Source organism: Chryseobacterium sp. GP-SGM7 (genome assembly GCF_049166575.1).
Classification (GTDB): domain Bacteria; phylum Bacteroidota; class Bacteroidia; order Flavobacteriales; family Weeksellaceae; genus Chryseobacterium.
In genome coordinates this window covers 132,706-147,142 of sequence record NZ_JBMHFF010000005.1, presented here as the reverse complement: position 1 = coordinate 147,142, position 14,437 = coordinate 132,706, and the positions used below count along the sequence as shown (strand labels likewise).

The 14,437-nt window shown below is 33.2% G+C and carries 14 protein-coding genes; 8 read left to right on the top strand and 6 right to left on the bottom strand.

The window, feature by feature from the left end; genetic code table 11:
• The first annotated feature begins 80 nt into the window (after positions 1-80).
• The 5 genes from ACOOWA_RS17420 (at position 81) to guaB (ending at position 4,666) form a co-directional block, all read left to right on the top strand.
• Complete coding sequence (locus tag ACOOWA_RS17420; RefSeq protein ID WP_421377120.1) at positions 81-590, top strand: RNA polymerase sigma factor; 510 nt, start codon at positions 81-83, stop codon at positions 588-590.
• Entirely contained in the window at positions 565-1,224 is a 660-nt protein-coding gene (locus tag ACOOWA_RS17415; protein WP_421377118.1) for a hypothetical protein, read from the top strand. Before ACOOWA_RS17420 ends, ACOOWA_RS17415 begins: the two co-directional genes overlap by 26 nt.
• Before the next feature lie 67 nt (positions 1,225-1,291).
• Positions 1,292-2,545, top strand: a complete 1,254-nt coding sequence (locus ACOOWA_RS17410) for a DUF4252 domain-containing protein (RefSeq protein WP_421377116.1) — start codon at positions 1,292-1,294, stop codon at positions 2,543-2,545.
• Positions 2,546-2,557: 12 nt separating this feature from the next.
• The gene (locus ACOOWA_RS17405; RefSeq protein WP_421377115.1) at positions 2,558-3,058 is read left to right on the top strand and encodes a DUF4252 domain-containing protein; all 501 of its coding nucleotides are present in this window, start codon (positions 2,558-2,560) and stop codon (positions 3,056-3,058) included.
• A gap of 147 nt (positions 3,059-3,205) precedes the next feature.
• Positions 3,206-4,666 (top strand): IMP dehydrogenase, encoded by a 1,461-nt coding sequence (gene guaB, locus ACOOWA_RS17400; RefSeq protein WP_421377114.1) that lies wholly within the window; start codon positions 3,206-3,208, stop codon positions 4,664-4,666.
• Between the two features lie 54 nt (positions 4,667-4,720).
• Here the strand turns inward: guaB and ACOOWA_RS17395 are convergent, their stop codons facing one another.
• A complete protein-coding gene (locus tag ACOOWA_RS17395) occupies positions 4,721-5,788 on the bottom strand; it encodes a DUF4407 domain-containing protein (protein WP_421377113.1) in 1,068 nt (355 codons plus the stop codon).
• 165 nt (positions 5,789-5,953) lie between these two features.
• Here ACOOWA_RS17395 and ACOOWA_RS17390 point away from each other — a divergent pair, with 165 nt between their 5' ends.
• Complete coding sequence (locus ACOOWA_RS17390; protein WP_421377112.1) at positions 5,954-6,364, top strand: hypothetical protein; 411 nt, start codon at positions 5,954-5,956, stop codon at positions 6,362-6,364.
• Between the two features lie 256 nt (positions 6,365-6,620).
• Here the strand turns inward: ACOOWA_RS17390 and ruvC are convergent, their stop codons facing one another.
• From ruvC to ACOOWA_RS17370, 4 genes are all read right to left on the bottom strand, one after another.
• On the bottom strand, positions 6,621-7,178 hold the full coding sequence (gene ruvC, locus ACOOWA_RS17385; protein ID WP_421377110.1) for a crossover junction endodeoxyribonuclease RuvC: 558 nt from the start codon (positions 7,176-7,178) through the stop codon (positions 6,621-6,623).
• A 38-nt stretch (positions 7,179-7,216) separates the two neighbouring features.
• On the bottom strand, positions 7,217-7,735 hold the full coding sequence (locus tag ACOOWA_RS17380; RefSeq protein ID WP_421377109.1) for a 2'-5' RNA ligase family protein: 519 nt from the start codon (positions 7,733-7,735) through the stop codon (positions 7,217-7,219).
• Between the two features lie 18 nt (positions 7,736-7,753).
• Complete coding sequence (locus ACOOWA_RS17375; RefSeq protein ID WP_421377108.1) at positions 7,754-8,839, bottom strand: serine hydrolase domain-containing protein; 1,086 nt, start codon at positions 8,837-8,839, stop codon at positions 7,754-7,756.
• Between the two features lie 85 nt (positions 8,840-8,924).
• On the bottom strand, positions 8,925-9,635 hold the full coding sequence (locus ACOOWA_RS17370) for a diphthine--ammonia ligase (RefSeq protein ID WP_421377106.1): 711 nt from the start codon (positions 9,633-9,635) through the stop codon (positions 8,925-8,927).
• 100 nt (positions 9,636-9,735) lie between these two features.
• On the opposite strand from ACOOWA_RS17370, the gene ACOOWA_RS17365 reads away from it, so the two are divergent.
• Complete coding sequence (locus tag ACOOWA_RS17365) at positions 9,736-12,468, top strand: M16 family metallopeptidase (protein WP_421377104.1); 2,733 nt, start codon at positions 9,736-9,738, stop codon at positions 12,466-12,468.
• Between the two features lie 248 nt (positions 12,469-12,716).
• Entirely contained in the window at positions 12,717-13,466 is a 750-nt protein-coding gene (locus ACOOWA_RS17360) for a hypothetical protein (RefSeq protein ID WP_421377103.1), read from the top strand.
• A 44-nt stretch (positions 13,467-13,510) separates the two neighbouring features.
• Here the strand turns inward: ACOOWA_RS17360 and ACOOWA_RS17355 are convergent, their stop codons facing one another.
• Positions 13,511-14,380, bottom strand: a complete 870-nt coding sequence (locus ACOOWA_RS17355; RefSeq protein WP_421377102.1) for a carboxypeptidase-like regulatory domain-containing protein — start codon at positions 14,378-14,380, stop codon at positions 13,511-13,513.
• Positions 14,381-14,437: the final 57 nt, after the last annotated feature.

Here is a 14,437-nt window from a genome sequence, read left to right as displayed (position 1 = left end):
TTCAAACTTTTTTGAAGTTTTTTTAATTTTAGTGTAATATATTTCGATTTCAGATTGTCTTATTAATAGAAACAAAACTTATGACCCACGAAATTTTTAAGAATACGGTATTTATTCTCAGAGATGAGATGTTCCGTTTTGCGAAAAGATTTGTGATGAGCAGCGATGAAGCCGAAGATATTGTTCAGGATTTGATGATTAAATTCTGGCAGAAAAAAGATGAGTTGGACCAGTTTGGGAATTTTAAATCCTATGCGTTGAAATCTGTAAGAAATGAATGTTTAAACCGGTTGAAGCATCATGATGTGAAATTAGGTTTCGCAGATTTACAACTTCATCGTTCGGAACTCTACAGTATGGATGTGAATAATTTGAAGGAACAGATCATTGGTTTTATCAATCTGCTTCCGGAAAAACAAAAAATGGTCATCCATTTGAAAGATGTAGAAGAGTATGATGTGTCTGAAATTTCTGAAATGCTGGAAATGGAAGAAAACGCAGTAAGAGTAAATCTGATGCGCGCAAGACAAAAAGTAAAAGAACAAATCTCACAATTGATGAGCTATGAGCAACGACAAATTTCAAGATAAATATAACGAAGTCTTCCAAAGTTTAAAGGAAGAAAAAATGAGCTGGGATTTTGAAGATTTCCTTAAAAAAGCTGAAGGAAACGAAAATGAAGTTTCTGAAATTCCTATTCAAGATAAAAAACCTTCGTTACCGAAGTGGTTTTGGATGGCGGCAAGTGTTGTGATACTTTTAAGTCTTGGTTTTATATTTAATTATAATCAAAATGGAGAAGTACGAAATAAAGCAAAATTAGTTGAAAACGAAATTCAGAAACAAAAATCTGCATTCATCAATGAAAATCATAATCACGAAGTGCAGGTTGCCGTTCATACTGTAGATTCAGTTTCGGGAGTAAAAAAGGATTCTATTTTTATAGAAAATTCTATTGCCGAGAAAGATGTTTTAGATGAAATTCTTTCTAAAAAAAGCAGAATTAAAAAAGAAACAAAACCGAGATATGTACAAAACTCAGTTTTTAAAAATAATAGCTTAAAAGATTCCACAGGGTATAAAGATTCATACGTTATCGTGAACGGTAAAAGAATCGAAAATATGGAGGAAGCTATAAACGTTACAAAATATTCATTTCAGGTAATGGCAACAAATGTTAATCAGGCGCTGAACACCAGAGTAATGGATAATGTAGAACAATAAACAGATTATTAACAATAAGATTATGCAACTGATCAGGCTTGTAATCAACTAAAATTAAATTTAACTCATGAAAAAGATACTCATTATATGCACACTTGTTCTTTCACATTTCTTTAATGTTTACGGACAGAAAAATAAACTGGACCAACTTTTTGATAAATATCAGGAAGTTGAAGGAGTGACCTCCATAAAAATTGCAAAACCGATGTTTGGAATGCTCAGTAATCTTAATATTGCAGACTCAGAATTAGACCAAATTAAACCTTTGCTTTCAAAAATCGATGGTCTTAAAGTTTTGATTACAGAAAATACAAGAGGGGAATTAGCAAATGTTAATAAGGAAATTTCATCGTATTTAAGTAAGCTGAATTACAATGAAATTATGTCGGTGAAAAATGCAGGAAGTAAAATTAAGTTTCTTTCATCGGAAGCTAAAAATGATGGAACGCTCGAAAATATGCTTTTAAGTATAGACAGCGGTGGCGGAGAAAATATTCTTGTGATGCTCGATGGAAAATTATCAATGGATGACGTAAATAAAATTATTAATTCCAGCGAAGCTAAAACAAATACGACCAGGACTACCATTACCAACAGCTTCACTTCAGATAATACCTCTTCTTATTTGAATGGTGAAAACAGAAATGTGGGGCAATTCTCAGGAGTTGAAGTCAGTTCAGGTGTAAAAGTAGTTTTTACACAGGAAAATAATACAAGCGTAAAAGTTTTTGCAGATGCGGATAAACTTCACAACATTATCACAAAAGTAGAAAACGGAATTTTAAAAATTTCTATTGATAACAAAGGAGCGAAAAATTTAAGGTTTAAAAATCTAAGTGTAAATGTTTCTTCTCCAAAATTGGACAGAATTAAAGCCTCTTCAGGTTCGAATTTTACTACAGTGAATGGGATTAATGGAAAAGAAATGACACTGGATGCATCTTCAGGTTCCGCAGTGACAGGGAAGTTTCAAATCTCAGGAACATCAAATGTTGAGGCTAGCTCAGGTTCGAATGTGAAAGCGTCTATTATTTCAGATAAAGTTTTAATAAAAAGTTCAAGTGGTTCAAGTATTACGGTAGAAGGAAATGCTGATTATGTGTCAATAGAAGCAAGTAGTGGTTCTTCTTGCAAAACAGAAGAACTGAAAGCAAACATTGGAGTTGTAGAATCTACTTCAGGAAGCAGCACTTCTGTGAACGCAAAAGATAAGTTAACTGTAAAAGCCTCTTCTGCAGGTTCTGTAAGATATAAAGGAAATCCTAAAATTGAATCCAGCATCAGCAAATCCTCTGCGGGAAGTTTAAAACAAATCAACTAAAAACCTAAAGCCATGAAAATTATCAAAAATGTATTTCTAGTTTGTTGTACTTTATTTTTATTGCAATCGTGTATTGTTTCCAGTAAGCCAAATATTGCTTTTTTTTCAAATTCAGATTATGATTATGAAAATGCACAATTTGCGAGTTTTAACGTTCCTTTGTTTTTAGCAAAACCTTTTATTAAAAAAGCTTTAAGAGAAGACGGTGAAAGTGAAGCAGCCATTGCAATGGTAAAGAAAGTTTCAAAAATTAAAATGATGACTGTCGCTAACGGAAGTGAGAAAATGCTGAAAGATTACGCCAAATATCTTAAGAATGAAAATTATGAAGATTGGGCAACGATAAGGCATGATGGTGATAATGTCAACATCAGAGTAAAGCAAAAAGGAGACGTAATTAAAAATATGCTCATCACTGTAAATTCTAAAAAAGATTTGGTATTTTTAGATGTTCGAGGCAGTTTTACGGCAGATGATATTTCCAGGATGATCAATATTGCAGCAGATAAATAACTTCATATTTAATATATTTAACATTTAAAAGTCACTCTGTGAGTGGCTTTTTTGCGATTTATAGAGTGAATGATTAAGTTTTGTTTAAACTATTGCAACCGATTTTCATATTCCGTTTAAAAGTCTTAATTTTGCAAGAAAGTAAAGATGTCTATTCATAACAAAATTGTAGAGACAGCCATCACTTTCGATGACGTGCTTCTAGTCCCTGCTTATTCTGAAGTTTTACCTAATCAGGTTTCATTAAAATCAAGACTTACCGACAAAATTACGCTTAATGTACCGATTGTTTCCGCTGCAATGGACACCGTTACAGAAGCTGATCTAGCGATTGCTTTGGCGAGAGTTGGTGGTTTAGGTTTTATTCACAAAAATATGACGATTGCCGAACAGGCAGCTCAGGTAAACCGAGTAAAGCGTTCTGAAAACGGAATGATCTCTGATCCTGTAACACTTTCCAAAGATCATACTTTAGGTGAAGCGAAAGGTTTAATGGCTAAATATAAAATCTCAGGTTTACCGGTTGTAGATGCAGAAAATGTTTTAATCGGAATTATCACCAACAGAGATGTAAAATACCAGGAAAACCTTGACGTAAAAGTGGAGGAATTCATGACGAAAGATAACCTTATCACGTCTGATAAAAATACCAACTTAGAAAAAGCAAAAGAAATTCTTCTGAAGAGCAGAGTTGAAAAACTTCCTATTGTTGACGCCGAAAATAAATTGGTCGGTTTAATTACCATTAAGGATATCGACAATCAATTAGAATATCCAAATGCCAATAAAGACGAAAAAGGTCGTTTAATTGTTGGAGCAGGAGTTGGAGTAGGTGAAGATACTTTAGACAGAATTGCTGCTTTGGTGGAAGCCGGAGTTGATATTATCGGTATTGATTCTGCTCACGGTCATTCAAAAGGTGTTTTAGATAAAATTTCTGAAATCAGAAGAGCATATCCTGATTTGGATATCGTTGGTGGAAATATCGTAACGGCAGAAGCTGCAGAAGATTTAATAAAAGCAGGAGCAAATGTTCTTAAAGTAGGTGTCGGTCCCGGTTCTATCTGTACAACGAGGGTTGTAGCGGGAGTTGGGGTTCCTCAGTTATCTGCGATTTACAATGTTTACGAATTTGCAAAGACTAAAAATGTTGCAGTCATTGCTGATGGTGGAATTAAACTTTCCGGAGACATCGTAAAAGCTATCGCAAGTGGAGCAGGAGCAGTAATGTTGGGTTCACTTTTAGCCGGTACTGATGAAGCTCCGGGTGAAGAAATTATTTTCCAGGGAAGAAAATTCAAAACATATCAGGGAATGGGAAGTCTTTCAGCCATGAAAAGGGGTGGAAAAGAAAGATATTTTCAAAGTGAGGCTAAAAAATTCGTTCCGGAAGGAATTGAAGGAAGAGTTCCAAGTAAAGGAAAGTTGGAAGATGTGATTTTCCAGTTGACAGGAGGTTTGAGAGCAGGAATGGGATATTGTGGAGCTAAAAATATTGAAGTTTTACAAAATGATGCCAAAATGGTGATGATTACAGGAAGCGGTTTGAAAGAATCTCATCCGCATGATGTAATTATAACTCAGGAAGCTCCGAATTATTCTTTGTAAGAATATATTTTAAGACATTGAAAACGGCGGTCAATTTTTGACCGCCGTTTTGTTTTATTTAAGCTTATCTTTAAAATCATCAATTCTGAAATCTGTAAGAGCATTTCCTTTTTCAGTTTTTTCTTTAGAATAAAGCCTGAAATCATTTTCAGTTTTTTCTAAAAGATAATCATAAGGTCCGACCGAAGAAATTAGTTTAACCAATACCGGTGAAATTTCCAGACAGATAAAAAGTCCCATAATGAAAGCTGCTGCAGTTGCAATAATGGCTGAGTTTTTCCCTAATTCATCCAAAGCCTGTAATCTTGCTGCAAATCCGTTGAATTTATCTTCAAATGTTTCCGTCGATTTTCTTTCTGTTTCAAGATTGGTGTAAACTTTTGAGATTTCTTTGTCTAAATATTCCAGTCTTGGAGCCATTTGTTTTTGGTAATTTTGAAGATCTTGTCTTCTCTGCTCTTTTAATTCCTGTTTTCTTTTGGCATTCGTACCAAATCCAACTTTACCGCTTGTTAATCCCGACTGTTTTCCTAAAATTTCCTTTTCCAGTTCTACAGCTGCTGAATCATATGACTTTTGGTATTGAGCAATTTTATCAGAAATTTGTTTTTTTTCGGTATCAAATGGCCCGCTTTGCTGAAGAATTCTGCCGCTCATCTTCTTTTGCAGTTCTGTTTTGTTTCGTTGAATAATTGTATTCAGTTGTTTGTTGACTTCTTTTTCAAAAATTTTAAGCTCTAAAGGTTTAGAAATAATAATTCCTAAAAAAGTTGCCAAAATTAATCTCGGAATCGACATCAAAATCTGATTCCACCACGTTCCTGTTTTTTTAATTGAAGAAACTATGTATCGGTCTAAATTGAAAATCATTAAACCCCAGAGAATTCCAAAACCTATTGAAGCCCAAATGTCATCGAAAATCGTATACATCGCATATGCCGCAGATAATGTTGCAAAAATAGCTGTGAAAAGTACAATTCCGCCTATTCCTGCAAATTTATTCCATTCGCTTGGGGTTTTTCTTAAAATATGAATATTTCCTCCCGAACAGACTAAGAGGAATTTCTGAAACCAGTTTATACTATGATTGGTGTGATTTATAGTTGCTTGTGCGTTTTTCATTATTGAAAATTTATACAAAATTAGTATTAAAAAACATACCAATGTTACAAATAGTAATATGTTTTACCAAGTAATTTTAAATTAGCTTAAACTAGGAGTTATTTGTGGCTTAATTTCTTTAATTAAAATTGCTTATCTTTAGAATCAATCAAATAAAATAATATTATGAAAAATGTATTAAAACTTTCTTTCGCTTCTGCCATTTTATTTCTTTTTTCTTGCTCTAAAGAAAAAACGGTAGATGATGAATTAAAAGAAGCTGCGGTAACAATGAATAAAATGATGCCGCAGGTTTTGGGTGAAGGAGTGAGATTAGATAGTGTTTCAGCAAAGGCTAATAAAACCTTGCAATACAATTATACTTTAACTGATGATGTGAAAGAAGAGCTGAAACCAGAAGAGATTAATAATTATAAATCTGCAGCGAAGGAAGAAGCTTTGAAAAGTATAAAAACTTCTCCCGATATGAAAAACTTCAGAGAAAATGAAGTTACATTAAACTATGTGTATTATGATAAAAACGGAAAACCAACTACAGATTTTTCAGTTGCGCCTTCTGAATATAAAGAAAAATAACTAAAACCTGTTGTGCATTTAAGGGGGAAATGTTAAATAAAGTAAAAATCAATCACTTGTATTTCTTTGATAAACGAAGTGCCCTTTTTTTACTTATTTCAGTATAGTTTTGGAGTTTCTTTCGCTTAACCTTGCGCTTATTTTATCACAAAGGAAAACAAAGAATTTTAATCAAAAAAGCTTTTTAAAGATAAACAAAGGTATTTCACTTACTGAAGTAAAACAAATTTGTAAATGCACGACAGGTAACTAAATTTTATTTTAAACGGTCAGGATTCTGTTTCAAAAAACTTTCCCATCCGGAAAAAGATTTTGCATTTGAAATTGTACCTGAATTAAAATAATGACAAACTGCAACCGCCAATCCGTCGGAAGCATCAAGATATTTTGTGGGAAATTCTTTGAGATTTAAAAGATTTTGGAGCATTCCCGCAACTTGCTCTTTACTGGCATTTCCGTTTCCGGTGATTGCCATTTTTACTGATTTTGGAGAATATTCTGAAATGGGAATATTCCGGTACAGGCTTGCCGCCATGGCTACACCTTGAGCTCTTCCCAATTTCAACATGGATTGTACGTTTTTTCCGAAAAAAGGAGCTTCGAGAGCCACTTCGTCAGGATGAAATTCGTCAATTAAAGCTAAAGTTTTGTCGAAAATATATTTAAGTTTGGTTTCATGGTTCGGATATTTTTTTAAAATCAATTCGTGAATGGAAATCATTTCCATTTTTCCTTTTTTTATAGATAGTAAACCAAATCCCATCACGGATGTTCCGGGGTCAATTCCTAAAATTATTTTCTCTGCTGAAACCATCTTGGCAAAGATACAGCTTTCTTTATTTTAGATTTGATTTATTCTTCAAACAGTTTTTTTTCATTAATCGGAATCCATTTTCCGTCGTGTCTTAAAAGTAAAATCTTATCAACGGTAAATTTAGTTTTGTAGCTTTTATCTTTATAAATTTCCCATGCTTTTAGGAAGTTTCTGTAAGTAAGATTTCTGAAACCCACCGTCATGTGAGGGTTAAAGGAATATTTTCCAAAACTAAATTTTTCTGTTACATTAAAATAAAGTTGCTTCAGATTTTCATTTTCTTCGGGATGAATAAAAAGTACCGGATTTTTCGGATTAGGAAAACTTCCAAAACCATTTAAAGTAATTTCAAAAGGAGAAATATTGGTATTGATTTTCTGAAATGCATTGTGGATGTCTTCTTCCAGTTCAAGTTCTCGTTCAAAAGGCGGAAATAGTGTAATGTGTGCATCATTATTCAATGCCTTTGAATTCTCAAAATTTAATGCTAAATCTTCCTTAAAAGCTCTTACTTCATCAATGATTTTCTGATCCGGGTAAATAGCAATGAAATACATTTTTTTCATTTTGTAATCTTAGTCAATATTTTCCAAAAAATCTGAAATTTTTTTAATTGTCAGATGAGGTCGGAAAGACGCAGATTTGCCTTTCTCTTCATCGGCAATATTTGATAAAATAATGACCGAAGTTTTAGTTTTTGGATAATAAATATTAAGCGAAGGCGCACCTTTCACATAGCCGCTGTGAAAATAAGAAACGGGTTTGTTGTTATTCATCATGATTCCCAATCCATAACCCATCGTTCCGAGAACGGGATGCTGCCTTTCAGTGCTTTTTGCCATGAATTTTTTTAAGGTTTCAGGTTTAATGATTTTTCCGTTGTATAAAGCATTATTCCAGATGTGTAAATCGTTAATAGTAGACAAAACTCCACCGGCTGGAATTCCTATTTCCTTGTTCCCTAATCTTTTCGGCATATTTTCAACTGCTTTTTGGCTTTTAGAATTTCCAACGTATGTTTTGGCAAAATTTTCGCCTTGAAATGAAGTTCCTGTCAATGAATTTTTCATTCCTGCTTTTTTGAATAATTCAAGCATATTTTCATCAAAAGATTTTCCTGAAATAGCCTCAACAATTTTTCCTAGAGCATTAAAACCATCATTTGAATAATTAAATCCACTTCCACTTTCAAACATCAGTTTTTCTCCGAAATTATTTAGACCTGAACTGTGATTTAGAAACTGTTGAATGGTAATGTTTTCATACTCTTTTTTTTGAAATTCTTTAAAATATTTGGAAGCCCTATCATTTAGATTTAATTTTCCTTGCTCCACTTGAAGTAAAATTAAAACGGCAGTAAACTGTTTGCTGATTGAGGCTATAGAAAAAACAGTTGAATTATTGATTTCAGTCTTGTTCTCAAAATCAGAATAGCCGTTATTTCTTCGATAAATTTCAATATTGTCTTTAAAAACAGCAACGCTCCCGTTAAAATGATATTGATTAAAAACTGAATCGATCTGAGTTTTGTACAGTTTTTTTTGAAATACAATTACGGCAGAATCTACAATCGCTTTTTTATCAACTGGTTTTGGTATTTCAACTTTTTGGCAGGAAAATAAAAATAGAAAAATAGAAGTTATAGTTAGCAAAAATTTCATAATGTGCTTTTGGTTTCTCTAATGTAAGAAAAAAGACTTTTTGATCAAACTTTAGAATATATTAATTTAAACCAATTACGAAAAACTATTTTGAAATCAAATCACAAAACCAAAAAACATATTCCCCGTCTTCATCATTATCATCAGTTTTTGGTTTGGGATAAGTCTTTTTCACAATTTCTCCAACTTTAAAATCAATTGGATTTTTAAAAAAGGGTCCGTCAAAGGTAAAAGTATGGAATTCTCCGTTTTCTCCACAAGGATCAATATTTTTCGGTAAATCTTTAATGAAATCCTTATCAATCATTCTTCCTGCGAAACTTTTATCAAGATAAGTTTCGTTCACGCAGGTTACAATAGTTTTAAAGCCTAAATCTAAAAATTCGTGGATGAGGTCTGTTGTGTTTTGTTTCCAAAGTGGAAAAACGGCTTTTATTCCGATGGTTTCTAGTTGATTTTCTCTGTATTTTCTTAAATCTTCCAGAAAAATATCCCCGAAAATAGAATGAGTAACGCCTTGAGATTTAATTTCGGTCATTGTTTTACTGATCATTTCACGGTATTCTTCCATTGATGGTTCTTTGGGAAGTTCCATTTTAATTAAATTTAAGCCTAAACTTTGTGCCTGCTTTTCCAATAAAGATACATGAACTCCGTGCATAGAAATTCTCTGAAATTCCTGATTAATGCTTGTTAGCAAAGAAGTGATTTCAAATTGGTCTTCTTTTAAAGTTTTATATAGTGAAAGTGCAGAATCTTTTCCGCTGCTCCAGTTGAAGATGGCTTTTGGTTTCATAAAAAGTGGGATGTAATAAATATTTTATTCAACTTGTATTATTTAAGTGATGAAGTTTTCGATAAACTTTTTAAATTTATACGAATTAAATCAAATTACGATGAAAAACTTTTTATTAGGTACAGCTGTCCTTTTCTTTATTGGAGTTGCCAATCCTGTTTCAGCACAGAAAACTGATGCTCCCAAATTTATCAGCAACACAGAAGGTGTAAAAGAATACAACCTGAACAACGGGATGAAGGTTCTATTAATTCCCGATAGTTCGCAAAGTAATATGGTTGTTAATATCATTTATAACGTAGGTTCTAAACATGAAGGTTACGGTGAAAAAGGAATGGCACATTTGCTGGAACACATGCTTTTTAAAAGTACTAAAAAACTAGGTGATATCAAGAAACAATTGTCGGATAAAGGTGGTGATGCAAACGGAACAACTTGGTACGACCGCACAAATTATTACGAAATTTTCCCTTCAAGTGACGAAAATCTGAAATGGGCACTCGAAATGGAAGCCGACAGAATGATTAATGCAACTATTTTGCAGACTGATCTTGATAAAGAATTTTCTGTGGTACGAAATGAGTTTGAAATCGGTGAAAACAGACCGGGAAGTGTATTGATGGAACGTATTGTTTCAACAGCGTATTTGTGGCACAATTACGGAAACAGCACAATAGGAAGCAAAGAAGATGTGGAAAGAGTGAAAGCTCCAACATTAAGAACTTTCTATGAAAAATTTTATCAGCCCGATAATGCAACGCTTGTTGTAGCCGGAAAATTTGATGAAAAACAGGCTTTGAATTATATTTCACAATATTTTTCAGTTATTCCGAGACCTTCGAGAGTTTTAGATCAGACTTATACTGTAGAACCAGCTCAAGATGGTGAGCGTTTTGTAGAATTGAAACGTTCCGGCGACAGTAAAATTGTAGGTGCGCTTTATCATACTGCGCCTTATGCAGATAAAGATTATGCAGCTTTGGATGCGCTTTCGGAAATTCTTACTTCAGATCCTTCAGGATATCTGTATAAAGCGATGATTGATTCTCACAAAGCGGCTTCGGTTTATTCTTATCAGCCGACGGTGAGAGATGCGGCATTTATGTATTTTGGGCTTGAAGTTCCTGCTGATAAAGATTTAAAAGCTGTTGAAAGTGATTTCAGAACAGAACTAGATAAAGTTTCGACCATAAAATATACAGAACAGGATGTTTCAAGAGCTAAAGCTAAAATTTTGAAGCAGATTGAAAACACAAAAAACAATACCATTAATTATGCAATCGGACTTACAGAAATTGTAGGAGCGGGAAGCTATAAACTGGGAATGATTTACCGGGATAATATCGAGAAGCTGACTCTAGCGGATGTGCAAAAAGTTGCCGAAAAATATTTTAAAACAAATAATAGAACAGTAGGTGTTTTTATTCCGACAAAAGATGAGGTTAGAGTAAAAAATATTGAATATTCTGATAACCAAATTGCTTCTATAACCAAAGATTACAAAGGAAAAGCTTTGGAAAAAGAAGTAGCACCTTTTGAAGCAAGTATTAAAAATCTGAAAGCGAATCTTTCTGAAGGAAAACTGAGCAACGGAATGAAATACGGCGTTATTAAAAAAGAAATAAAAGGAGGTAAAGTGATGGGAAGCTTTCGTTTTCCTGTGAGTAATGCAAAAGATCTGAGCGGAAAAGCTGTGGTGGGATCTTTAATGGCTCAGGTGATGAAAACGGGTACAAAATCTCATACAAAAGAGCAGATTCAGGATATGCTTGATCAATGGAAATCGAGCATCAATTTTTCTTTTGGCGGACAGGCATTGTATATTGGTGTAAGTACTTACAAAGAACATTTGCCGAAAGTAATGGGATTAATGAAAGAAATTCTTACGGAAGCCAATTTCCCTGAAGCTGAACTCGTAAAAACGGTAAACGAATACAATACTTATCTTGAAAGTTCACTTAACGATCCGGAATCTTTAGCGTTCACAGAAATTGAAAAGATTACTGAAAATTATCCTAAAGAAAGTATTTTTTACACGATGTCTTTCAAAGAGCAGATTGAAGCAAACAAATCAATCAAAAGACAGGAATTGGTAGATTTCTATAATAAAATTCTAGGCGGAAATAATGGAGTAGGAACCATGGTTGGAGATTTAGACTCTAAAACAGCATCGTCTTTAATGGAAAATACTTTTGCTAAATGGAATTCAAAATCAACTTATGAGCAAATAAAACCTGAGCTTTTTGCAACTAAAAAACAGGACAAAGAATATATAACTCCGGATAAAGAAAACGGAGCAGCGGTAGGAAAAATCAGTTTCACAATGGATACTAAAAGTCCGGATTACCCTGCTTTGTTGATTGCTAATGAAATGTTGGGAAGCGGAGGTTTTTTAACATCCAGAATTCCTACGAGACTTCGTGAAAAAGAAGGAATCAGTTATGGAGCAGGTTCTTATATGAGTATTCCTGTCTCAAATACGGTTGCTTCTTGGGGTTGGTACGCCTATTTCAATCCAACTAAAAAAGATGCGGTGAATAAAGCTTTAAAAGAAGAAATAAACAAAGCGGTAAAAGATGGTTTCACGGAAGATGAATTAAAATCTAACCTGAATTCCTGGCTGACTTCAAGAAAAACTGGCTTGGGAAATGAAAATACTTTAATGTCTTTAGTTAATAATAAATTACAGTACGGCGTTGCTTTGGAAGATTATGATACTTTGGAAGCGAAAGCGTCTGCTTTAAAGATCAACCAGGTAAATGATGCTCTTAGAAAATACATCAGCAAAGACAAGATGACGTCTATCTTTGCAGGAGATTTTAATAAGAAATAATCTTTATTGATTAACTTATAAATGAAATCGGCGCAAAATTTATTTTGCACCGATTTTTTATTTTCGAAGGTAGTATTTAATGTTATCGGGTTAAGAAATGTAGATTATAATATTTAATACAATAATTAATTATTTTTGCTGAAATTATTTCAATATGTGATTGATTTCATAATTAAGATATTTGTAATGTATTATTATTGTTGACTATTCGGTAATGTTATATATTTGCGGCGACTAATTTTAAAGTGATGAAAAATATATTTTTAATGGTTCTTGTTCTTTTAACAGGATTTATCAATGCCCAAAATGTGGGAATTAATACTTCGGCTCCTTTGACAACTCTTGACATCAATGGGGTACCTGCAACAGTTTCAGCTGTTGATGGTCTTCGTGCACCAAGAATAACGCTGGCTCAGCTTAATGCAAAAACAGGTTATAATTCTACTCACGAAGGTGCAATGGTTTATGTAACAAACGTTTCAGGATCCACAGTAACATCTACTGCAAAAGTAAGCGCACCAGGATATTATTATTTTGATGGAAGTGTCTGGAAATCTGTGGTTGCAAAAGCAGGTTCGGTAGTTTTTATAGCTTCTCTTGGAAATGGAAATGGTGGTGCTTCTAACGCACCAATTCCTGCCACAACTTTCTATACAGTTCCTTTACCCACAATTAATAAAAATACGGGTGGTGGAGTTTGGTCAACAACAGATAATACTTACACAGTACCGGTTTCAGGAACTTATCTTATAAAATCCAGCATTAGATTGGTAGATGGAAGCACAGGTAGGAATGTGTTTCAGGCAGTAAATACAGCCAACGCAGACATACCTGAAGGATTGTGGCAAACCAATACAGGAGGCAGATGGACAATGCTTTACAACAGAATTGCTTATTTTAATAGAAATGATGTATTAAGGCTTTACATGTATTCTGACGGAACAGCGGCAAATGTTTCAGATGCTTCGCTTAATATTGTTTTGCTGGGAGATAACTAAAGTACTTAAATTTAGGAAGATTTTTTAAACCATTTTTTTAAAAGTTATTTAGAAAAGATTAAAAATAATCCATCTTTTGAAGAACCATCACACAGAGCTTTTGCTGTTTTTCCATAAAACGTAAATATTTTAAAATCTTTTCTATTTAAATCTTGAAATTCTTCTTCAGTAATTTCTTCTCCGTCTAATAGTAAAGTAGGTTCTAACTTTCTTGATGAAATACCTCCGGTGATTACTACCATCTCATCAATTTCAGAGCTTTCAAAAGAAAATTCCTTATTTTTCAATTCCTCCTTTGTGAGGAGGATGAAATCTTTATCATTATAACCACCAAAATCAAAGTGTAACACATTATTATTTTTACGGATGTGAAAATCAGAAACACTCAGTTTGTATATTCCATCTTGATTGGTTTTTGTTTTGAAAATTTTTTCTTTTGTGATAAAAGTGACTTCAATATTTGGTAAAGGTTTTCCTGTGTCAGAATTAATCAGCTTGCCGGAAATGATAAAGCCAGGATCATCTGTTTTTTCTTTTTCTAAATCACTTTCTTCATAATTCTTATTTTCTGAAATTTGAATTAAAGGTTTTTCAAAAGTCACAGCGTGAGTCTGAATTCCGGTTAAGCTTGCTGCAATTACAAATCCTGCAACAAGTTTGGAATATCCTTTTCTTTTTTCGTGACTAATAATTTTTTTTTCAGAAACTATGGAGTTTCTACTAGATTGATATTTGAAAGTTCTTCCACAGATTTTTCCATTCGATTCATCTAAGATTTTAAGGATTTCTTCATCTGATTTCTGAGTTAAATCCAAAACAGTTTTAGAACATAAATCACAAAATTTCCCATCCGGAATATTTTGCATATTGTCCCATTTTTCTTCACAAGGATTTTCTATCTGAATAATTTTCATCACTAAAGCTTTATTTAAATCCAAGTTACGAAAAAACCTCAAAGAAAATCCTGAGGT